At 73.9% G+C, this 20,938-nt stretch carries 18 protein-coding genes and 2 pseudogenes; 16 read left to right on the plus strand and 4 right to left on the minus strand.

The features are described from left to right. The first annotated feature begins 66 nt into the window (after positions 1 to 66). From IE94_RS0105940 to IE94_RS41670, 3 genes are all read left to right on the plus strand, one after another. Positions 67 to 3,294 (plus strand): AfsR/SARP family transcriptional regulator, encoded by a 3,228-nt coding sequence (locus tag IE94_RS0105940; RefSeq protein ID WP_030179205.1) that lies wholly within the window; start codon positions 67 to 69, stop codon positions 3,292 to 3,294. Between the two features lie 175 nt (positions 3,295 to 3,469). After that, positions 3,470 to 4,222 (plus strand): outer membrane protein assembly factor BamB family protein, encoded by a 753-nt coding sequence (locus IE94_RS0105945; RefSeq protein ID WP_167343940.1) that lies wholly within the window; start codon positions 3,470 to 3,472, stop codon positions 4,220 to 4,222. A gap of 412 nt (positions 4,223 to 4,634) precedes the next feature. Then, on the plus strand, positions 4,635 to 4,757 hold the full coding sequence (locus IE94_RS41670; RefSeq protein WP_342450745.1) for a hypothetical protein: 123 nt from the start codon (positions 4,635 to 4,637) through the stop codon (positions 4,755 to 4,757). A gap of 358 nt (positions 4,758 to 5,115) precedes the next feature. Here the strand turns inward: IE94_RS41670 and msrB are convergent, their stop codons facing one another. The 4 genes from msrB to IE94_RS0105975 all read right to left on the minus strand — a co-directional run bounded on the left by msrB (position 5,116) and on the right by IE94_RS0105975 (position 8,489). Continuing rightward, positions 5,116 to 5,523 carry a peptide-methionine (R)-S-oxide reductase MsrB gene (gene msrB / locus IE94_RS0105960; protein ID WP_030179214.1) on the minus strand — a complete coding sequence of 136 codons (408 nt, stop codon included), beginning with the start codon at positions 5,521 to 5,523 and terminating at the stop codon, positions 5,116 to 5,118. A gap of 19 nt (positions 5,524 to 5,542) precedes the next feature. After that, a complete protein-coding gene (gene murC / locus IE94_RS0105965) occupies positions 5,543 to 6,931 on the minus strand; it encodes a UDP-N-acetylmuramate--L-alanine ligase (protein ID WP_030179220.1) in 1,389 nt (462 codons plus the stop codon). 63 nt (positions 6,932 to 6,994) lie between these two features. Next, positions 6,995 to 7,468, minus strand: coding sequence for an indole-3-glycerol phosphate synthase (locus IE94_RS0105970; protein WP_209441029.1), 474 nt, complete (start codon positions 7,466 to 7,468; stop codon positions 6,995 to 6,997). 217 nt (positions 7,469 to 7,685) lie between these two features. Next, positions 7,686 to 8,489, minus strand: coding sequence for a pyrimidine reductase family protein (locus tag IE94_RS0105975; RefSeq protein ID WP_030179226.1), 804 nt, complete (start codon positions 8,487 to 8,489; stop codon positions 7,686 to 7,688). A gap of 130 nt (positions 8,490 to 8,619) precedes the next feature. Between IE94_RS0105975 and zapE the strand changes: the two genes are divergently transcribed. From zapE to IE94_RS0106035, 13 genes and pseudogenes are all read left to right on the plus strand, one after another. Next, positions 8,620 to 9,732, plus strand: coding sequence for a cell division protein ZapE (gene zapE, locus IE94_RS0105980; RefSeq protein ID WP_030179229.1), 1,113 nt, complete (start codon positions 8,620 to 8,622; stop codon positions 9,730 to 9,732). Positions 9,733 to 9,920: 188 nt separating this feature from the next. Further along, complete coding sequence (locus IE94_RS0105985; protein ID WP_030179233.1) at positions 9,921 to 10,319, plus strand: hypothetical protein; 399 nt, start codon at positions 9,921 to 9,923, stop codon at positions 10,317 to 10,319. Between the two features lie 80 nt (positions 10,320 to 10,399). Beyond that, a pseudogene (locus tag IE94_RS41675) lies at positions 10,400 to 10,573 on the plus strand (carbonic anhydrase); the annotation flags it as partial. After that, positions 10,565 to 10,834 (plus strand): annotated as a pseudogene (locus IE94_RS41810) (SulP family inorganic anion transporter); the annotation flags it as partial. The pseudogenes IE94_RS41675 and IE94_RS41810, both read left to right, overlap by 9 nt. Before the next feature lie 114 nt (positions 10,835 to 10,948). Then, entirely contained in the window at positions 10,949 to 11,737 is a 789-nt protein-coding gene (locus tag IE94_RS0105995; protein ID WP_030179241.1) for a slipin family protein, read from the plus strand. An 88-nt stretch (positions 11,738 to 11,825) separates the two neighbouring features. Further along, positions 11,826 to 13,208, plus strand: coding sequence for a PhoX family protein (locus tag IE94_RS0106000; protein ID WP_030179245.1), 1,383 nt, complete (start codon positions 11,826 to 11,828; stop codon positions 13,206 to 13,208). A 71-nt stretch (positions 13,209 to 13,279) separates the two neighbouring features. Further along, the gene (locus tag IE94_RS0106005) at positions 13,280 to 14,803 is read left to right on the plus strand and encodes an FAD-dependent oxidoreductase (protein ID WP_030179249.1); all 1,524 of its coding nucleotides are present in this window, start codon (positions 13,280 to 13,282) and stop codon (positions 14,801 to 14,803) included. A gap of 105 nt (positions 14,804 to 14,908) precedes the next feature. Further along, positions 14,909 to 15,781 carry a polysaccharide deacetylase family protein gene (locus tag IE94_RS0106010; protein ID WP_030179252.1) on the plus strand — a complete coding sequence of 291 codons (873 nt, stop codon included), beginning with the start codon at positions 14,909 to 14,911 and terminating at the stop codon, positions 15,779 to 15,781. 18 nt (positions 15,782 to 15,799) lie between these two features. After that, on the plus strand, positions 15,800 to 16,018 hold the full coding sequence (locus tag IE94_RS0106015; RefSeq protein WP_030179254.1) for a hypothetical protein: 219 nt from the start codon (positions 15,800 to 15,802) through the stop codon (positions 16,016 to 16,018). A 119-nt stretch (positions 16,019 to 16,137) separates the two neighbouring features. Beyond that, complete coding sequence (locus tag IE94_RS0106020) at positions 16,138 to 16,881, plus strand: aminoacyl-tRNA hydrolase (protein WP_030179256.1); 744 nt, start codon at positions 16,138 to 16,140, stop codon at positions 16,879 to 16,881. Positions 16,882 to 16,970: 89 nt separating this feature from the next. Next, entirely contained in the window at positions 16,971 to 18,287 is a 1,317-nt protein-coding gene (locus tag IE94_RS0106025) for an MbnB/TglH/ChrH family RiPP precursor modification enzyme (RefSeq protein ID WP_030179258.1), read from the plus strand. Positions 18,288 to 18,404: 117 nt separating this feature from the next. Then, a complete protein-coding gene (locus IE94_RS0106030) occupies positions 18,405 to 19,202 on the plus strand; it encodes a TIGR04222 domain-containing membrane protein (RefSeq protein ID WP_030179262.1) in 798 nt (265 codons plus the stop codon). A gap of 119 nt (positions 19,203 to 19,321) precedes the next feature. Further along, a complete protein-coding gene (locus tag IE94_RS0106035; protein WP_030179265.1) occupies positions 19,322 to 20,923 on the plus strand; it encodes an alpha/beta hydrolase in 1,602 nt (533 codons plus the stop codon). The last annotated feature ends 15 nt before the right edge of the window (positions 20,924 to 20,938 follow it).

Consider the following 20,938-nt stretch of genomic DNA (forward strand, 5'->3'; position numbering starts at 1 on the left):
AGAACAGTGGTTCGCATCACACCCTTGCCATGACCGTGGGAAGCGGCGCACCCATCGGGGGAGACGGTGGAACTTCTCGTTCTGGGACCTCTTGAGCTCTGGCACGACCAGCGGCAGCACGAACTGGGATCGCTGAAGGAGCGCTGTGTGCTGGCCGTGCTGCTGCACGCCCGTGGTGAGCCGGTCGCGGTGGACACGCTGGTGGATCGGGTCTGGGACGGTGAGCCGCCCCCGAGCGCGCTGGACACGCTGCACAGCTACCTCTCCAGGCTGCGGGGCAGGCTGCGGCGTGCGGTCGGGGACGAGCTGGTGCGGGTGGTCCGGCCGTCGTCCCGGCAGTACCAACTGCGTGCCGACCCCGACGACATCGACCTGCTGCGTTTCGGCCGACTGCGCTCGGAGGCGGTGGCCGCGGCCGCGCGCAACGACCGCGAGTTGGCCGTGGGGCTGCTGCGCACCGCCGAAGCCCTGTGGCGCGGCGAACCGCTGGCCGAGTTCGCCGACAACTCCTGGGCGCAGACGGCCCGGGTACGGCTGGCCGAGGACCACCGCCGGGTCCGAGAGGAACGGATCAGCCTGGAAATGGAGTTGGGGCGGCACGCGGACCTGGTGGGTGAGCTCCAGGAGCTCGCCTCGCAGAACCCGTTCGCCCAGCGGGTGATCGGCTCCCTGATGCTGGTGCTGTACCGATCCGGTCGCCACGACGAGGCACTCGCCGTCTTCCGGGACACCCGCACGCGCCTGCACCGCAGTCAGGGCATCGAACCGACCGCCGAGCTCCAGCGGCTCCATGTGCGCATGCTCGAACAGGATCAGGCACTCCTGCGGAGCGAGGCCGCGCCCCCCGCTCGCCTCGTGCCTTCCTCCTCACCGGCCCCTTCGGCCGCTCCCCCGGCTCCCGACCGGTCGGCGGAGCCCCGCAACTGCCTGCCCCGCGACACCCCGGACTTCGTCGGCCGGGTGAGCGAGCTGCGGATCCTGCTGGCCGAGGCCGCGACCGGCGACGACGCGCGCACCGCGCTGCCGGTCACCGTGATCCACGGGATGCCCGGCATCGGCAAGACGGCCCTGGCCGTGCACACGGCGCACCTGCTGACCCCCGCCTACCCGGACGCGCAGCTCTACGTCGACCTGCGCGGACACAGCGGTCAGCGGCCGCTGGAGCCGGCCGACGCCCTGGCCGGCCTGCTGCACGCCACCGGCCGGCCCGGTGAGCTGCCGACCACGGTGGACGAACGGGCCGCCCGTTGGCGCGAGTGGACCGCCCGGCGTCGTGCGCTGGTGGTCCTGGACAACGCACGGGACGCCGCCCAGGTGGCCCCGCTCCTCCCCGGCTCCCCCGCGTGCCGCGTCCTCGTGACGACGCGGAACCGGCTCGCCGGGCTGGAAGGGGCCGCGTCGCTGTTGCTGGACGGCCTGTCGGGGCAGGAGGCGGCGTCCCTGTTCGCCCGGGTCGCCGGGGCGTCGCGGGTGGCCGCCGAACCGGAAGGGCTGGAGCGGGTCGCGGACGCCTGCGCCCGCCACCCCCTCGCGCTACAGGTCCTGGCGAGCCGTTTCCGGCACCGTCAGGCGTGGGACGTGCAGCATCTGCTCGACCGGCTGACGCGCGCGAGCCGGCCCCTCCAGGAATTCGACGCGCTGATCGACGCCGTCTTCCACTTCTCGTACACGGAGCTCAGCGCCCGGACACAGGAGTTGTTCCGGCTGCTGGCCCTGCACCCCGGGCCGGACCTCACCCTGTCCGCGGCCGCCGCGCTGGCCGGCCCGGACTTCGGCGGCGGACCCGCCCACCTCGAACGGTGCGTCGAGGAACTGCTCGACTGCAGCCTCCTGGAGGAGCCGGTGCGCGGCCGCTACCGCCTGCACGACCTCACCCGCTCGTACGCCGCCCAGGTCGGCGTGGACACGGATGCCGAAGGGGTCCGGCGGTCCGCGACCGACCGCCTCGCCGCCCATTACCTGGCCACGGCACACCGGGCCGACCGGCTGGCCCGCCCGCACCGCCGCGCCGTACCCCTGCCGCTGCCCCAGGACACCGGGACCTGGTCCGGAGCCGCCGTCGCCCTCCGCGACGCGGACGAGGCCTCGGTGTGGCTGACCGTGGAACGCGCCAACCTCACGGCGGTCGCGCGTCTGGCCGCGGCGGAGCACCCGCGGTACGCGGTGCTCTACCCCTGCGTCCTGGCACGGAGCCTCAAGCTGTGGGGAGCGTGGGGCGTCGCCTCCGAACTCTTCGAGGCGGCACTGCCCGCCCTGCGCGCGACCGGCGACCGTGCCCTGCTCGCGCAGACCCTGACGGCCCGAGCCGATCTCCTGGCACAGCGCAACCACGGCGAGGCCCTGGAGTGTGCGACCGAGGCCCTCTCGATCCACGAGGAACTGCGCGACGCGCACGGCCGTGCCGAGGCCCTGTTCCAGTCCGGCCGCGCCCGGCTCGCGGCGGGCCACGGCGACACCGCGCTGCCCGTCCTGGACCAGGCGCTCGCGCTGTACCGCACCGTCGGCGATCCCGCCGGGGAGGCCGACTGCCTCAACGTGCAGGGGGCGGCCCTGTCCTACGCGGGGAGGTACGACGAGGCGCTCGGCAAGGTACAGCGCATGGAGGCGATCTACGAGCGGCTGCCCGATCCGCACGGGCTGGCCCAGGCGCTGAACAACCGGGGCGAGCTGCACTTCCTGAAGGGGCGCTACGAGGAGGCCCGGGACTGCTACGAGCGGTCCCTGGTGCTGATGCGGCAGTACGGCGGCCGGGTGGACCTGGCGATCCTGTCGACCAATCTGGGCGGTGTGCACCAGGCGATGGGCCGCACGGACGAGGCGCTCACCCACTTCGAGCGGGCCCTCGCCGCCCACCGCGCCAGCGGCGACAGCCTGGGCGAGGCCGACGCGCTGATCCGCACCGGGACGGCCCACGCCCGCTCGGGGCGACGCGGCGAGGCCCTGCTGCACTTCACGATGGCGGAACGGATCGCCGTCGGCATCGACAACCCGTACGAGAGGCTGCGCGCCTTGATCGGCGCCGCGGACGTCCAGCGCGAGTCGGGGCGGCTCGACCTCGCCTCGCAGGGCTACGAGCGGGCGCTGGAGGTGGCGGAGCGGGCTCAGTTCGCCCTGGGAGCCGCGCAGGCGCTCGCGGGACTGGCCCGGACGGCCGCGCTGTCCCGCCCCGCGGGCCCCGCCGACGGATACGGCGCACAGGCCGCGGCACGCTACCGTTCCCTGGGCGCGGAGACGGAGGCGACGGACCTCCTCCGCTTCCTGGCGAGGCACCGTGCGAGGACCGCCACCACCTGATCGGGTGGGGGTGCGTGGACGCCCGGCGCCACCGGCTCCCCCCTCTGCCCGCTGCCCGGTGACCCCCCGCTGTGCCGTCATGAACCTTTTCCAGGCTCCCAGCCGTCTGTCGGGCGGAGAGCCGCAGCCGCGCCTCTCCGTCTCGGATCTGGTTCCAGCACGTGTGGAGGACAGCATGACGCGAGTGAGAGCGGTTCCCCGGGGGCCCGGCCGGCTCAGACGGGTCGGTGCGCTGGTCGCGGCCTCGGTCGTCGCCTCGGCGGTGGCCGCGTTACCCGCCACCGCCGAGGCCGCCGAGCCGCCCGTCGCCCAGGGCGCCACCGCGAGCGACTGGACGTCGGCCGGGGCCAACGGGCACAACACCCACTCCACCGGCACCGAGACGGCCATCTCGCCGTCCACCGTGGGGAAGCTGACGCCCAGGTGGACGGTGACGACGGGCGGGGACGTGTCCGCCACGCCGACCGTGGTGGGCGGCTACGTGTACGCGCCGGACTGGGGCGGGAACCTGTTCAACCCCGCCGCTCTGGTCACCGGTTCCCCGGTGGTGGTCGACGGAGTCGCCTACGTGGGGATCTCCTCGAAGTCGGAGATCCTCGGCACCGAGCCCACCTTCCGCGGCAGTGTCGTCGCGCTCGACGCCCTGACCGGCAAGCTGCTGTGGAAGAGCTACACCGTGCCCGAGGGCTCCACGGGCGGCGCGGTGTGGGGCAGCAACCCGGCGGTGGACGAGAAGCGCGGCCTGGTCTACGTCGGCACGGGCAACAACTACAGCGTGCCCGACGGCGTCTGCAAGGCCCCCGAGGAGACCGGCTGCGAGCCCGCGGACCCGGCCAACCACCAGGACGCGGTCGTCGCCCTCGACACCGCGACGGGTGACATCCGCTGGGCCACCCTCAGCTCCGACACGTGGACGCTGAACGGCTGAGTGCCGGCCTTGGGTCCGACGGCGCCGGTCCTCGTACAGGACCGCGGAGAACACAACGGGGGGGGAGCCGCCCTCGCGGCTCCCCCGGCCCGTCAGCCGGCCAGACCGTTCTCGACGACCCACATCCACCGGAACGCCACGAACATCGTGGCGGCGGCCGGTGCGGCGAGGAGGGCGAGGACGATGGATGTGCGCTTCACGGTTCACGTGCTCCTTGTACGGGGATGGCTCAGACGCCGGCGCTCTTCCTTGATCAATCCGACGACGAGCACACAACGTAGCGGCAGAGGCACCCTCGGGGGGCGGAACCGAGGAATTTAATCGGATCATCCTCTCGATGCCGGCGGGGCGCGCCTACGCTGGACGGCCTGAGCGACGGACGGAGTCCCCGGGAAGCAGACGAAGGAGTCCCGTGGAAGCAGAACTCATGGCGCTGATCGGGACCGGAGCGACCACGGTGGTCGGTCTCATGGTCACGGACGCGTGGGGGCAGGCGAAACAACGCGTGGTGGGGGCTCTTCGCCCCGGGCGGTGAGTCCGAGGCGAGCCCGGCGGCGTGGCCGGCGAGTTGGAGGAATCCCGTACGGCCCTCGTCGCGGCCGAGGGAGCGGCCGGCGAGGAGGACCTCAGGTCCGACGTGACCGCGTCGGTGCGGCTGCGGCTCCGCCGCCGGCTCGAGCAGGACCCGGGGCGGCCGAGGAACTCCGGCGCCTCGTCGACGAGTTCGCCCCCGCTGCCCCGCCACCGGGCACCGTGCACAACAGCATCACCGGTGGCAGGCAGGACGGCCCCGTCGTCCAGGGGCACACCTTCACCCATCTGACCTTCGGCACGGCCGGGGGTACGGCGCGCGATCAGGCCGACTGAAGGCAAGGGCCTCGCTCGGCCGGGGATCAGTCCCCCGCGGGCGTCAGCCTGAGCGAGATGCTGTTGATGCAGTACCGCTGGTCGGTCGGGGTCGGGTAGCCCTCGCCCTGGAAGACGTGGCCGAGGTGCGAACCGCAGCGGGCGCAGCGCACCTCGGTGCGCACCATCCCGTGGGAGCGGTCCTCGATCAGCTCCACCGCGTCGGTGTCCTTCGGGTCGTAGAAGGACGGCCAGCCGCAGTGCGACTCGAACTTGGTCGTGGAGGTGAACAGCTCCGCACCGCAGGCGCGGCAGGAGTAGACGCCCTCGGTCCTGGTGTCGGTGTACTCACCGGTGAAGGCCGGCTCCGTGGCGGCCTCGCGCAGCACGGCGTACTCGGCCGGGGCCAGCTCCGCCCGCCACTCCTCGTCCGGCTTCTCGACGTCGTACGACATGAGTTCTCAGCCCCTTACTTCACTTCGACAGCTCGTCCAGGATGCGCGGTCCGAGGTCGGTGACGTCGCCCGCGCCCATGGTGAGAACGAGATCACCGGCCTTCGCCATTCCCGCGACCAGCGCGGGCGCGGCGTCCTTGTCGTGGACCGGGGTGACGTCCGCGCCCGCGGCCCGGGCCGCCTCGACGATCAGCTCGCTGGTGATGCCCGGGATCGGGTCCTCGCGGGCCGGGTAGATGTCGAGGACGACCGAGGCGTCCGCGAGGGAGAGGGCCTGGCCCATCTCCTTGCCCAGCTCCTGGGTGCGGGAGAAGAGGTGCGGCTGGAAGAGGACCAGGATGCGGGCGTCGCCGACCGCGGCGCGCATGGCCTCCAGGTCGGCGGTCATCTCCGTGGGGTGGTGCGCGTAGGAGTCGACGACCTGGACGCCGGCCGCCTCGCCCTTGAGCTGGAGGCGCCGCTTGACGCCGGTGTAGGCGGCCAGCGCGGGGGCCAGCTCGGCGGCGGGGATGCCGAGGGCCGCGCCCGCGGCGAGGGCGGCCACCGCGTTGTGGGCGTAGTGGCGGCCGGGGACGGAGACGGCGAAGGTCAGCTCGGTGCCGTCGACGACCACCGTGACCTCGCTCCTGAGGCCCTGCGGGACGACGGACAGGATGCGCACGTCGGCGTCCTCGGACTCCCCGTACGTCACCGTCCGCACCGTGCCGGACAGGCGCCGGGTCAGCTCCCGGGCGCCCTCGTGGTCGGCCGCGATCACCAGGGTGCCGCCGGGGACGATCCTCGCGGCGAAGGTCTCGAAGGACTCGTAGATCTCGTCCATCGACGCGTAGTTGGCGTGGTGGTCCAGCTCGACGTTGAGGACGATGGCGACCTCGGGGGCGTACTTGTGGAAGCTGCGGTCGCTTTCGTCCGCCTCGGCGACGAAGATCTCGCCGTCGCCGTGCAGGGCGTTGGAGCCGGGCGCGTCCAGGTCGCCGCCGATCGCGTACGAGGGGTCCAGGCCCAGCTCGGACAGGGAGACCGCCAGCATCGAGGTGGTGGTGGTCTTGCCGTGGGTGCCGGCCACGGCGATGGGGCGCAGGCCGTGCATCAGGGCGGCGAGGGCGTCGGAGCGGTGCACGACCGGGATGCCCAGCTCGGCGGCGCGGGCCAGCTCCGGGTTGTCCTCGCGGATGGCCGAGGAGACGACCACGCAGCTCGCGTCGTCGGCCAGGTGCTGCGCCGCGTGCCCGATGTGCACGGTGGCGCCCAGGGCGCGCAGCGCCTCGGCGGTCGCGGACTCCTTGGCGTCGCTGCCCGCCACCGCGGCGCCGCGCTGGGCGAGGATCTTGGCGATGCCCGACATTCCGGCGCCGCCGATGCCGATGAAGTGCGGTCGGTCCATGGCGGTAGGAAGGCCGGGTGCCATGCGCTGTTCTCCCAGGGTGGTCCGTCGGTGGGCGCGCCCCCTCGGCGGGGGCGCGGCACCAGCCTATGCCTTGCTGTGGGAGAAGAGTTTCAGGACCGGTACGCCGACCTTGTGCCGTGCCCGCGAGGCCCAGTCCCGGTGGAAGAACTCCTCCACGTAGTGCGGGTCGGTCAGGACGATCACCTCGTCGGCGGCGATCTCCATGACCACGGCCTTGAGCTCGTCCAGCGGGTGGTCCTCGATCAGCCGGCCCTCTGCCTGGGCGCCGGACGCGCGCAGGGCCGTGAGCGACACCTCCAGGGCCCGCTCCCCGACGCTCTGCGCCTCCTGGCCCTCCGGGGTCTCCCCCTCGCGTACGGCGTCGTCGAGCTCGCCGAGCGCGACGTCGTCGATGGCCCGCAGCAGCCGGTCCGCCTGATCGCCGCGCGGCTGGAGCAGCACGTGGAAGCCGACCTGCTCGTCCCCGTGCAAGGTGGTGACGAACTCCACGTCGGCGGACGTCAGGGCCTTCTCGATCATCAAAACGCTTGTGAACACCAGGCGCCCCTTCTCCTTCGAGGGCCCGTGGGCCCACCCTCCGTGGGCCGTCTCCAGACCCTGCGGAAACCATCCTTCCCCGTGCTCGCACGGGTACTGCCGGAATCAGTGTGCCCGGCGCGGACTAAACGGAACGGAAGATTCCGCCGATTCCCGGATGTGCGGTAACGACCGAACGCCTGTCCGGTCGCCGCCGCCACACCTGCCCGGGATCGCCCTAGTCACGCCGGTAACGACTGAAGAGGAAACCTTCCTCCTCCAAGAGGGACGCCAGTACGAACCGCCGCGGCACCTCGACCGCCGGTCCGCCCGCGATCCGCTGCGCGTCCCCCGCCGTCAGCATCGGGGAGACGGTCAGGCACAGCTCGTCGAGCACACCGGCCGTGACGAACTGCCCCAGCAGCCGTGGACCGCCCTCGGTGAGCAGCCGGGTGTGCCCCAGCTCCGCGAGCGCCCCGAGGGCCCGTGCCGGGTCCACACCGACGCCGTCACCCGCGATCACCACCCGGGCCCCGGCCCGCTCGGCGGCCGCGATCCGGTCCGGGGCCGCGGCGGCACCGGTCAGGACCAGGGTGGGCACGAGCGGGGAGGTGAACAGCGGCAGGGAGAAGTCCAGCTCCAGACTCGCGCTGACCACCGCGATCGCCGGCACGGGCCCCTGACCGGCCGACCGCCGCGCCTCGGCGAGCTCCGCCCGCGCCCGGGCCGGCCGGTACCCCTCCTGCCGTACGGTCTCGGCCCCGGCGATCACCACGTCCGCGAGGGCGCGCAGGGTGCCGAAGACGCGCATGTCGGCCGCGCTGGAAATGGGCTGGGAGCGGCCGTCGTGCTGGGCGGCGCCGTCGAGGGTGGAGACCATGTTGGCCCGCAGCCAGGTCCGAGGGGGCCCGTCCGGCTCGGGGTACGCGTAGGCGGCGGCCAGCTCGGCCAGGCTCCACTCCCGATCGGTCTCGGCGCCGCCCGGGCCGACGGCCGGATCGGTCGCGGGGGGCGCGGGGGGCACGGGGAACAGGCGTCGCATGGGGTGCAGTGTTCCACGCACCCGCCACCCCAACCGCGCAGGCCGACGCCCCGACGACCGCCTCGCACCCCGCCCGCCCGCCGCCCCGGCGACGACGGGGCCCCGCGGGGAGGCCCTACCATTGAGTACCGTGTCGTCCTCCTCCCCCGCCCCCGTTCCCGCGCCGATAACCGGGACGGCTCCGGCCACGGTCTCCCTGTGCGCCCGCGAGCCCCGTGTCCCCGCGGACCGTCTGGTCGCCGAGATGGTGCCCCCGCCCCGTTTCGACTCCGTCCGCTTCGGCACCTACGTCCCGGACCCGAACCAGCCCAGCCAGAGCGAGGCCGTACGGGTCCTGGAGGACTTCGCGGGCGCACTGGGCGAGGTGTCCGGCGCGGCGGGCGGCAGGCGCGGGTTCTTCGGGCTGGGCCGCGGCAGGGCACCGAAGGCCCCGGCGGGACCGCGCGGCGTGTACCTCGACGGCGGCTACGGCGTCGGCAAGACCCACCTGCTGGCCTCCCTGTGGCATGCCACCCCCGCCGAGCCCTCCCGCAAGGCCTTCGGCACCTTCGTGGAGCTGACCAACCTCGTCGGCGCCCTCGGCTTCCAGCAGACCGTGCGGACCCTGTCCGGGCACCGTCTGCTGTGCATCGACGAGTTCGAACTGGACGACCCCGGCGACACCGTCCTCGTCTCCAGCCTGCTCGCCCGGCTCGTGGAGGCCGGGGTGGCGCTCGCCGCCACCTCCAACACGCTGCCGGGCAAGCTCGGCGAGGGCCGGTTCGCGGCGGCCGACTTCCTGCGGGAGATCCAGAGCCTGTCCGCCCACTTCCGCGCCCTGCGCATCGACGGCGAGGACTACCGCCACCGCGGTCTGCCCGAGGCCCCGGCGCCCTACTCCGACGAGCAGGTGACCCGTGCGGCGCGGGCCACCGAGGGAGCGTCCCTGGACGACTTCCCCGCCCTCCTCGACCACCTCGCCCGCGTCCACCCCAGCCGCTACGGGGCCCTGACCGACGGTCTGACCGCCGTGTGCCTCACCGGGGTGCGCCCGGTGCCGGACCAGTCGACGGCGCTCAGGCTCGTGGTGCTCGCGGACCGGCTCTACGACCGCGAGGTGCCCGTCCTGGCCTCCGGACTGCCCTTCGACCGGCTGTTCAGCGAGGAGATGCTGAAGGGCGGGTACCGCAAGAAGTACTTCCGGGCGATCTCCCGGCTCACCGCGCTGGCCCGGGACGCCGGGAGCCTGGTCGACACGCCCTGAGAGGACGGTCGGTTCCCGCCACGCACCCGCCATTTCGAGGCTCTCTCGGCCCCGTAACGTCCCGTTGACCCTGCAAACTCCTTCGCAGGGTCAACGTGCTTCTTGACCGTGCATTGACCCTGCTTTTGCCGGGCTTTGACCTGTTCCCCGGCATATACCAGCGACAGGAACTGCCTGGAGGGGGCCGCGTGTACCGACGTACGGCGGCCCGGGCCGTGGTCGCGCTCCTCGCCCCCGTCCTGTTCGCACTCCAGTTCTTCGCTCCCACCGCTTCCTTCGCATCCGCGCATACGAGCGGTGATGCCGTGGCCCACGCCCGCCCCGGAAGCGTCCCCTCCAGCACTGCGCCGTACGAGGAGACCGCCACCTGCCGCGAGGACGGCCGACCGGGCGAGCCGACCACCGCGCCGCGCGACCGCCACCGCACCACCGCCGCGCCCCAGTCCGGCACCCCCCCCGGGCACCCGTTGGCGCGGCAGGCCAGCCCGCAGGCGCCCGGCTCCGTCACGTCCGGCCGTGCCACCGAGCATCGGCCGAGATCCACGACGGACCACGCCCCCGAGGCACTCCAGGTCTTCCGCTGCTGACGGGACCACCGGCACAACCCCCACCTCTGCCCCACCCGTCCGACGCGCACCCCACCGCGCGCCAGGAGGAATACCGCATCATGCAGCCCCTCATCGACAACGCCCGCACGTTCGGACAGCGCCCTGAGGAGTTCGCCGGGCACGCCGAAGGCCAGTCGCCCGAAGTCCTGTTCATCACCTGCTCCGACTCCCGGGTCGTACCGGCCCTGATCACCGGCGCCCGGCCCGGCCGGCTCTTCGAGCTGGAGGCCTCGCACCTCGGGCTGGAGATCGTCGACAAGGGCGCGGGCCCCGTCCAGGCCCACCTGACCGGCAACGCGACCTTCCTGCGGCTCCCGAAGATCCTGGAGGGCCTGGAGGCGCTGCCGCGGGACCGCCCGGTCGAGCTGGACCTGTCCGGGCTGCACCACCTGGACCACGCCTGCCGCACGGCCCTGGAGAACTGGGCCGAACGGCACAGCGCCACCGGCTCGGACCCGGTGAAGGTCACGAAGCCGGAGAAGGCGGGGGTGTAGCAGGCCGGCGCACAGCGGGAAGCCCGCCGCCGGTCCCGGGCATGGCCCCGGGACCGGCGGCGGGCCTATCGTGACAGAAAGGGTGAAAACCGTCCTCCGAGTGAGGAGGCCGCCATGGTCCAGGAGCTTCTGACCGCGGTTGCCGCCGTCGGCAGCGCGGGCGTCCTCTACGTCGCCGCGGCGGCGCGGGTCGTCCGGCAGTACGAACGCGGGGTGGTCTTCCGGCTCGGACGGCTCGCGGGTGAGGAGCGCGGCCCCGGCTTCACGATGATCGTGCCGTTCGTGGACCGGCTGCACAAGGTGAACCTGCAGATCGTCACGCTGCCCGTGCCCGCTCAGGAGGGCATCACCCGCGACAACGTCACCGTGCGGGTGGACGCGGTCGTGTACTTCAAGGTCGTCGACGCGGCCAACGCCCTGGTCCGGGTCGAGGACTACCGGTTCGCCGTCTCGCAGATGGCGCAGACCTCGCTGCGCTCCATCATCGGCAAGAGCGACCTGGACGACCTGCTGTCCGACCGGGAGAAGCTGAACCAGGGGCTGGAGCTGATGATCGACAGCCCCGCGGTCGGCTGGGGCGTGCAGATCGACCGGGTGGAGATCAAGGACGTCTCGCTGCCGGACACCATGAAGCGCTCGATGGCCCGCCAGGCCGAGGCCGACCGGGAGCGGCGCGCCCGGGTGATCAACGCGGACGCCGAGTTGCAGGCGTCGAAGGTGCTCGCGGAGGCGGCCCGGCAGATGTCCGAGACGCCCGCGGCCCTGCAACTGCGGCTGCTCCAGACGGTCGTGGCGGTGGCCGCCGAGAAGAACTCCACCCTGGTGCTGCCCTTCCCCGTGGAGCTGCTGCGGTTCCTGGAGAAGGCGCAGGAGCACCAGGTCGAGCACCCGGTCGAGCGGTGACACGAGCGACACGCGTGGTTCCCGGGACTCCTGACAGGTGATAGACACGGCGGGTCACAGTCCTGTCCGCCAGCAGGAAGGTTTCCCCATGTCCACGTCCCACAGCGCGGCGACCCGCCGCCAGGTGCTCGCCCGTACCGGAGCCCTGGGCGCAGGCATCGCCTTCACCGGCGCCCTGTCCGAACTCTTCGCCGGCACCGCCGCCGCCCAGTCCCTGGGCCACACCGGCTACGGCCCGCTGGTCCCCGACCCCGACGGCCTGCTGGATCTGCCCGAGGGCTTCCGCTACCGGGTGCTCTCCCGCGAGGGGGACCGGCTGCGTTCCGGGGAGGGCCCGGTGCCGTCCAACCACGACGGGATGTCCGCCTTCCCGGGCAGACACGGTCGCACCCACCTCGTCCGCAACCACGAGAACCGCGCCAACGGCCGCGTCCCGGTCCCGACCGTCGAGGGCCTGACGTACGACCCGCAGGGCAAGGGCGGCTGTACGGCGCTGGAGCTGGACTCCCACAACCGCGTCCTGTCCGAGCGGGTCGCCATCGCCGGCACGGCCGTCAACTGCGCGGGCGGGCCCACGCCCTGGCACACGTGGCTGACCTGCGAGGAGACCGAGGACCGGGCCGGGACCAACGGCTACACCAAGGACCACGGCTTCATCTTCGAGGTCGACCCGGTCGACCCGCACCGCACCGGAGCGGTGCCGCTGACCGCGATGGGCCGCTTCCAGCACGAGGCGATCGCCGTGGACCCCGGGCGCGGTGTCGTGTACGAGACGGAGGACGCCTTCGAGCGGCCGTTCGGCCTCTTCTACCGCTTCCTTCCCGTAAAGCCGCTGGGCGGCCGGGGCTCGCTGCGGGCGGGCGGCAGGCTCCAGGCCATGCGCGTGCCCGGCGTGCCCGACCTGTCCTCGATCCAGGAGACCGGCGCCCACTTCGACGGCATCGAGTGGGTGGACGTGCCCGACCCGCTGGCCGACGGGACGCCCATCCGCTTCCAGGACTTCGGCCGGGGCGGCATCACCCACGCCCAGAAGCTGGAGGGCTGCTACTGGGGCGGGCGGAGCGTGTACTTCGTGTCGTCCTTCGCGCACAGCGCCGAGGGCTCGGCCGCCGACCACTTCGGCCAGATCTGGCGCTACGACCCCGAGCGGCGCCGGCTCACCCTGGTGATCGTCTTCGGTCCGGACACCGACGTGCGACTGCCGGGCGAGTCCCCCGACAACATCTGCCTCGCCCCCAGCGGCGGCCTCATGGTCTGCGAGGACGGCAACGGCGCGCAGCACGTCTTCGGCGTGACCCGGCGCGGCGAGGTGTACGCCATGGCCCGCGGCGCGCAGAACATCGGCACCGAGGAGGAACCCGAGTGGGGTGAGTTCGCCGGTGTCACCTTCTCCCCCGACGGCGACACGATGTACGTCAACTGCTACACGCCCGGCACCACCTTCGCGGTGACGGGGCCCTGGCGCAGGTAGCGGCGGCCGGGCCCCGGGGCGGGGCGCACCGTGGGGTCACTGAAGCCGCGGCCACGGGGTACCCGGGCCGCATGACTCGGAACGTGCAGGTCAACGGCTCGTACTGGCTTCAGACGGCACCGGGCGGTGCGCCCCGTCCCGCGCTCGCGGAGGATCTCGACGTCGACGTCGCCGTGATCGGCGCCGGCGTCGCGGGGCTCAGCACCGCCTGGGAGCTGGCGCGGGCCGGGCGGAGCGTGGCGGTCCTGGAGGCCGGGCGGGTCGCCGCCGGTGTCACCGGCCACACCAGCGCCAAGCTGACCGCCCAGCACACCCTGGTCTACGACAAGCTGCGCCGCACCCGCGGCCCCGAGGGTGCCCGCCTGTACGCCCGCTCGCAGTCCGAGGCGATCGAGCGCGCCGCCGGGATCGTCGCCGAGCTGGGCATCGACTGCGACTGGGAGACGCGCGACGCGTACACCTACGTCCGCGACCCGGGCCGCGTAGAGGAGGTACGGGCGGAGGCCGCCGCCGCGAAGGAGGCGGGGCTGCCGGCGTCGTTCGTGACCGAGACCGGGCTGCCGTTCCCGGTGGCGGGCGCCGTGAGGGTGACCGGACAGGCCCAGTTCCACCCGCTCAAGTATCTGCGGGCCCTCGCCGCGGACCTGGAGGCGCACGGCGGGCGGATCTTCGAGGACACCGTCGTCCAGGGCCTGGACGAGGGCGAGCCGTGCCGGGTGAGGACCGGGGCGGGAGCGACGGTCACCGCCCGGGACGTCGTGGTCGCCACGCACTACCCGATCTTCGACCGGGCGCTGCTCTTCGCCCGTCTCTCCCCGCGCCGTGAGCTGGTCGTCGCCGGAACCGTCGAGGCGGACCGCGACGTCGACGGCATGTACATCACGCCGGAGGAGAACACCCGCTCGGTGCGTACGGCGCCCCTGGACGAGGCGGGCCGCCGTCTGCTGGTCGTCACCGGCGAGCACTTCACGCCGGGCACGGGCGACACGCGTGAGCGCTTCGAGCGCCTGGCCTCCTGGGCGGACGAGCACTTCCCCGGCGTCGAGCGCACCCACGCCTGGGCCACGCAGGACATCGACCCCACCGACACCGTGCCGATGGCCGGACCGCTGCACCCGGGCGCGCACCACACCTACGTCGCCACCGGCTTCGGCGGCTGGGGACTGAGCGGCGGCATGATGGCGGGCCGGCTGCTCACCGCGCAGATCACCGGCGAGGAGTGCGCCTGGAGCGGGCTGTACGACCCGCGCCGGCTGCGCACGGCGGTGCGGGAGGCGCCGGCGCTGCTCAAGACGCAGGCCGAGGTGGCGCGGCACTTCGTCGGGGACCGGCTGCGGCCCGCGCCGCCGGTGGACGCGCTGCCGCCGGGCGAGGGCGCGGTGGTCCGGGCGGGCGGCGACCGGCTCGCGGTCTACCGGGACGAGGCCGGCGCCCTGCACGCCGTCTCGCCGCGCTGCACCCACCTCGGCTGCCTGGTCGACTTCAACGCGGCCGAGCGCGCCTGGGAGTGCCCCTGCCACGGCTCCCGCTTCGACACGGACGGCAAGGTGCTGGAGGGACCGGCGACGAAACCGCTGGAGCAGCGGGACATCTGACACCGCACTGCCCGACTCCGGGGGGCCTGGGCCGGGCGGGTGACGGGTCGGCACGCCACCCCTCATAGTCATACAAACCGACCATCCCACTCCTACGTTCGTACGGTGATCACTCTCGTACGACGCGCAGCCGCGCTCTGTGCCCTGGGCGCCGCCCTCGCCGCCTGTGGAACCACCGGGACCGAGCAGACCCCCCACCCCGCACCCTCGGCCCCCGCTCCGTCCCCGTCCTCCTCCGCGATGCCCACCCTCGCCCCCGGCCCGGCGGGCCTCACCCCCGTCTTCGAGCACGGCCCGCGCACGGACGGCACGAAGGGCGGCGCACGGGACGGCAAGCCGGTCGCCCTCACCTTCGACGCCGACATGACCGCCGACCAGGGGCCGCGGGCGGCGGCGGGCGAACGGTTCGACAACCCCCGGCTGATCGCGACGCTGCGCAGGCTGAAGGTGCCGGCCACGGTGTTCATGACCGGCCGCTGGGCCGAGGAGTACCCGGACGAGGCCCGCTCCATCGGCCGGGACCCGCGGTTCGAGATCGCCAACCACTCCTACAGCCACTACGCCTACACCGACGACTGCTACGGCCTGCCGACCGTGTCCGAGGGCCGGATGCGCGCGGACCTGGAACGGGCGTACTCCGCGTTCGAGAAGGCCGGGGTGCCGAACCCGATGCCGTACTTCCGCTTCCCCGGCGGCTGCTACGACGAGGCGGCCCTCAAGGAGCTGTCGGCCACCGGGGTCACCGCCGTGCAGTGGGACGTGGTGAGCGGGGACGCCTTCGCCACGGACGCCGACGCGGTGACCCGGCAGGTGCTCGACGGGGTGCGGCCGGGGTCGGTCGTCGTCATGCACTGCACGCGCAGCGCCGCTCCGGTGACCGAGGAGGCGGTGCGGGCGGTGGTGCCCGAGCTGCGTCGCCGGGGCTACCGCTTCGTGAAGGTCTCGGAACTGATCGGCGCCGTGAACGGGCGCGGCTGACGGGCCTACGCTGGACCCATGAGCAGCGACCACGACCAACACCCCGACGGCTCCGGCCGCGAGCCCGGCGGCTACTGCCTGATCGACGCGACCCGGCCGCCCAAGGCCGACGGCCCGCCGTACGCCGAGTGCGTGCAGTGCCGGGAACCCACCGAGTACCCGGAGTCGTACAAGGGCGTCACGCTCTGCCCGGTCTGCGAGTGGCAGGAGGCGCAGCGCACCGCCTGCTCGGGCTGACGACCCGGGCGACCTCGACGGGCAGGGGCGGCCCCGGCGGGCTTCGGGTCCGGGGAGTGGCAGACCTCCAGTCCGAGGCGGGGCGGGCCTCCGGTCGGCGGCTTGGCAGACTGTAGGGCGTGAGCAACGACCCGACGACGCCCGTTTCCGTCCCCGAGAGCCCCTTCCGTCCCGAGCCCGGAGACCGCGACCTCGCGCCGCAGTTCGTGCTGCCCCTGGTCGTGCGCATCGAGCGGGCCGCGCCGCCGCCGCGCACCGACGCGCTGGAGACCGCGGCCCGTGCGGTGCTGGTGATGCTCGCCGACGAGCGGTCGGCCGGTGAGGGCGAGTGGGCGCGGGCGATGCGGGACTGGCAGGACGCCCGCATCCGCAAGGTCGTACGGCGGGCCCGCGGCGCGGAGTGGCGGCGGGCCGAGGCGCTGCCCGGCATCACGGTCACCGGCGGGACGGCCGAGGTGCGGGTCTTCCCGCCCGTACCGCTGGACGGCTGGCCCAAGGACCTGGCCCGCCTCCAGGTCTCCGGCACCGACCTCGACGACCCCGAGCCGCCGGCCGGCGCCGACCCCACCGCGCCCGTGCTCTGGATGAACCCGGACCTGGAGATGTCGGCGGGCAAGGCGATGGCCCAGGCCGGCCACGGTGCGCAGCTCGTCTGGTGGGAGCTGTCGGACGGCGAGCGGACCGCCTGGCGCGACGCGGGCTTCCCGCTGTCGGTGCGCACCGTGGACCCGGTCCGCTGGCCCGGCCTCACCACCGGCGGTCTGCCGCTGGTGCGCGACGCCGGGTTCACGGAGATCGCCCCCGGCTCGTGCACGGTGGTGGCGGACCACCCGGTGCTGCGGCGGCGGCAACCTCAGATGTAGCTCTGAACATGCCCCGCCCGGGGTTCGGCCCAACCGGGGTGGGCGATACCCCCGACATGTGCGCTGGAGGGGAGGCAACCATGAAGCGCTTGGCGCGGCTGGGCACCGGCATCGGATGGCGGCCGGAGATCGCGGACGTCGTCGAGTCGATGCCCGGCATCGACTGGGTCGAGGCCGTCTCCGAGAACCTGTGTCCCGGGCATCTGCCCACCTCGCTGCTGCGGCTGCGCGAGCGCGGGGTGACCGTCGTACCGCACGGGGTCTCGCTGGGGCTCGGCGGCGCGGACCGGCCGGACGCGGGGCGGCTGGCGGCGCTGGCCGAGCGCGCGGAGGCCCTGGGGTCGCCGCTGGTCACCGAGCACATCGCGTTCGTCCGGGCGGGCGGGTCGCTCACCGCCACCGCGCTCCTCGAAGCGGGTCACCTGCTGCCCGTCCCCCGCACCCGGGACGCCCTGGACGTGCTGTGCGAGAACGTGCGCATCGCCCAGGACGCGCTGCCCGTGCCGCTCGCCGTGGAGAACATCGCCGCGCTCGTCTCCTGGCCGGGCGAGGAACTGACGGAGGGCCAGTTCCTGTACGAACTGGCCGACCGGACCGGTGTGCGGCTGCTGATCGACGTGGCGAACCTGCACACCAACCACGTGAACCTGGGTGAGGACCCGGCCCGGGCGCTCGGTGAGCTGCCCCTGGAGGCCATCGCCTACGTCCATGTCGCGGGCGGCTTCGAGCGGGACGGCGTCTGGCACGACAGCCACGCCCACCCCGTACCTCGGCCGGTGCTGGACATCCTGACCGACCTCGCCTCGCGCGTCGCCCCGCCGGGCGTCCTGCTGGAGCGGGACGAGAACTTCCCCGACGGCGAGGAGTTGCGGGGCGAGGTGGAGGCGATCCGCCTCGCCGTGGAGAAGGGGCGGGCGGCGGCCGGCGGGAGCGCGGCGAGCGCCCGCACCTCGCCTGCCGGTACCGGTGCGGACTCCGGCGCCGACGACGCCGTACGGCAGCGGCTCGGGCTGGAGCAGGCCGCGCTGCTGTCCGCGCTGGTCGCCGGGACGCCCGTGCCCGAGGGGTTCGACGGGGAGCGGCTGGGGGTGCAGGCGCGGGCGCTGGCCGGGAAGCGGGCCGACGTGGTCGGCAAGGTCGCGCCCGAGCTGCCGGTGATCCTGGGCGCGCGGTACCGGCCGGCCTTCCTCGCCTACGCGCAGGGCCGTCCGATGACCGGCGGCTACCGGCGGGACGCCCTCGACTTCGTCGCGCACGTGCTGCGGAACGCGCCGGGAGGCGAGGACCCGGGGGTGCGCCGGGAGTTGCGGGAGTGGTGGCTGGAGCGGTCGGGACCGGTGCCGCGTTCGACGCGTCCCGGGGTCCGGCTGGCCCGTGCGACCAGGCGTCTTGTGCTGCGCCGCTGAACCGGGGGACGGTCTCGGGGGACATCACCAAGCGGAACGTCACATACCCACAACACTGCGTCCCGGAATGTGAACAAGGCATGGCGCCGGCGAAAGCCCTTGGCATAGAAGTACGGCATGTTCTGGGTCCTCTTCCTCCTGTCGGCCTGGGCCGTCGCCGGCCTCGCGTGCCTGCGGCTGTGCCTGGCCGCCGTGCGCGCGGCGGCCGTCGAACCGCGGGCCGCCGTCCCCGAGCACACGCTGACGCTGTACGAGGCGGCGTTCCTGTCCGGTGGCCCGCGGCGGGTGGCCGACCTGACGCTGGTCTCGATGGCCCGCCAGCGCCGGCTGCTGCTCGCGCACACCGGATGGGCGACCGTCGTCGACCCGTGCGGCCGGGACGACATGGAGCGGTCGGTCATAGGGGCGATAGGACCCGGCGGGCAGTCGCGGATAGCGCCGGTACGGGCCGCCGCGGCCGCCGCCGACGCGGTACGGAGCCTGGCCGACCGGCTGGTCGGAGCGGGCCTCGCGGTCCCCGACGGCGGCGCCGGTGGCGTCGCGGCCGGGGTGCGGCGGGTGCGGGTCGCCGCGGTGAGCGTGTGCGCGCTCGGCCTGGTCGCCCTGGCGCTGCCGCTGCCCGCCACCGAGCCGCGTGCGCTCATCGCCCTCTGGTTCGCGCTGCCGCTCGCCCTGACCCTGGGGTGCCTCGCCATCACCCGCATGGAGATCCACCCGTACGCCCGCTGGGCCTCCCCGGCCGGGCAGCGGCTGGTCGGCGCCCTCGTCCGGCAGGCCGACGGCACGGCCGACGACCGGACCTTCCTCACCTCGGTCGCCCTGCGCGGCGTCCACGCGATCGGCGAACCGGACCTGCGCGCGGCCTTCGCGCACCGCGGGAGGTACGCCGCGGACCCCGGGGAGCGCCGGGCCTGACCGCGCCGGGGGCGCACGGAGGCACTCGGCGGCGACATGCGCCGGCGGTGCTTGCCCCGCCCGGCCGGTGAACGAAACATCCCTGGTGTCACTCCCCCGTGCCACCGAAGGGATACGCGATGCGAGCTGCCGCCCTCTACTCGGCCGCCGGGTCCTTGCTGCTGACCGCCCTTGTCGCCGCCCCGGCCCAGTCGGCGCCCCCGGCGGGCCCCGGGTCCGCCGAGGCGCGCGGTACCGCCGTGGCCGCCCGGCGCGCGGCGGCGGCCGGAATCGAGTTCGGGAGGTGCCCGAAGGCGGAGGAGCTGCCGGGCGGCATGCGCTGCGGCACCGTGTCCGTGCCGCTGGACTACGCCCACCCCGACGGCAGGCGGATCGCGCTGTCCGTCAGCCGGATGCGGGCCACCCACGTCGACCCGGACGACGGCGGGCGCGAGGTCCCCGGCCAGGGCGCCCTCCTCTTCAACCCCGGCGGCCCCGGCGCCTCCGGGCTGTACTTCCCCCTGGTCGGCATGGTGCCGGAGTGGAAGCGCATCGCCGCCGCCTACGACCTCGTCGGCTACGCGCCGCGCGGGGTCGCGCCCTCCGCGCCGCTGTCCTGCCAGGACCCCGGGGACTTCTTCAAGGGGCCCCGCCCCGCCCCGGAGCAGCCCTCGGACGCGTACAAGAAGGAGCGCGCCGCCGAGGCCGAGGCGTACGCGCGCGGCTGCGCCGAGCGGGGCGGGGCGGCGCTGCGGCACTACCACTCGCTCAACAACGCCCGCGACCTGGAGGTCGTCCGCGCCGCGCTGGGCGAGCGGCGGCTCACCTTCATGGGCGCGTCGTACGGCACCTACCTCGGCGCGCTGTACGCCGAGCTGTTCCCCGCGCGCGTCCGGCGGATGGTGTTCGACGCGGTGGTGAACCCGGACCCGGAGCAGGTCTGGTACCGCAACAACCTGGACCAGTCCGAGGCGTTCGAGGACCGCTGGGACGACTTCAAGGAGTGGGTCGCCGAGCACGACGACGTGTACGGGCTCGGGGACACGGCGAGGCAGGTGCAGGGCGGCTACGAGGAGGCGAGCGCGCGGCTGGGGGCACGGCCCGCGGGCGGGACGGTGGGGCCCGCGCAGTTGCAGGGGGCGTTCCTGAAGGCCGGGTACTACGACGACTACTGGCCGCGCCGCGCCGAGGCGCTGTCCGCGTATCTGAAGGGTGATCCGCAGCCGCTGATCGACCAGGTGGGGACGCGGACCGCCGAGGACGCGACCGGGGCGGAGAACGCCAACGCCGTGTACACGGCCGTGGAGTGCAACGACGCGCCCTGGCCGACCGACTTCGAGGTCTGGGACCGGGACAACACGCGGCTGGCCCGCCGGGCGCCCTTCGAGACCTGGGACAACGTCTGGACGAACCTGCCGTGCGCCTACTGGCGGGTGCCCCGGCAGCGGCCCCTCGACGTGCGCACCGCGTCCGGTGAGCTGCCGCCGACGCTGATCCTGGCCGCCGAACGGGACGCGGCGACGCCGTACGAGGGGGCGCTGGAGCTGCGGCGGCGGCTGGCGGGCTCGGTGCTGGTGACCGAGCGGGACGCCGGGACGCACGGCATCGCCGGCGGCCCCAACGCCTGCGTCAACGGCCACCTGGAGGCGTACCTGCTGGACGGCCGCCTCCCGGCGCGGGACACGTCCTGCGCCCCGCGCCCGGAACCGGAGCCGAGGCGGGCCGCGGCGCCGAAAGCCTGACGCGGAAGGCTGGGC

The organism is Streptomyces violaceorubidus (assembly GCF_000717995.1).
In the GTDB taxonomy this organism is placed as follows: Bacteria; Actinomycetota; Actinomycetes; order Streptomycetales; family Streptomycetaceae; genus Streptomyces; species Streptomyces violaceorubidus.

Coding starts and splice junctions, on each gene's coding strand:
- IE94_RS0105945 (WP_167343940.1), top strand. CDS start 3,470: ATGACGCGAGTGAGAGCGGTTCCCCGGGGGCCCGGCCGGCTCAGACGG.
- msrB (WP_030179214.1), bottom strand. CDS start 5,523: ATGTCGTACGACGTCGAGAAGCCGGACGAGGAGTGGCGGGCGGAGCTG.
- murC (WP_030179220.1), bottom strand. CDS start 6,931: ATGGCACCCGGCCTTCCTACCGCCATGGACCGACCGCACTTCATCGGC.
- IE94_RS0105975 (WP_030179226.1), bottom strand. CDS start 8,489: ATGCGACGCCTGTTCCCCGTGCCCCCCGCGCCCCCCGCGACCGATCCG.
- IE94_RS0105995 (WP_030179241.1), top strand. CDS start 10,949: ATGGTCCAGGAGCTTCTGACCGCGGTTGCCGCCGTCGGCAGCGCGGGC.
- IE94_RS0106000 (WP_030179245.1), top strand. CDS start 11,826: ATGTCCACGTCCCACAGCGCGGCGACCCGCCGCCAGGTGCTCGCCCGT.
- IE94_RS0106005 (WP_030179249.1), top strand. CDS start 13,280: ATGACTCGGAACGTGCAGGTCAACGGCTCGTACTGGCTTCAGACGGCA.
- IE94_RS0106015 (WP_030179254.1), top strand. CDS start 15,800: ATGAGCAGCGACCACGACCAACACCCCGACGGCTCCGGCCGCGAGCCC.
- IE94_RS0106030 (WP_030179262.1), top strand. CDS start 18,405: ATGTTCTGGGTCCTCTTCCTCCTGTCGGCCTGGGCCGTCGCCGGCCTC.
- IE94_RS0106035 (WP_030179265.1), top strand. CDS start 19,322: ATGCGAGCTGCCGCCCTCTACTCGGCCGCCGGGTCCTTGCTGCTGACC.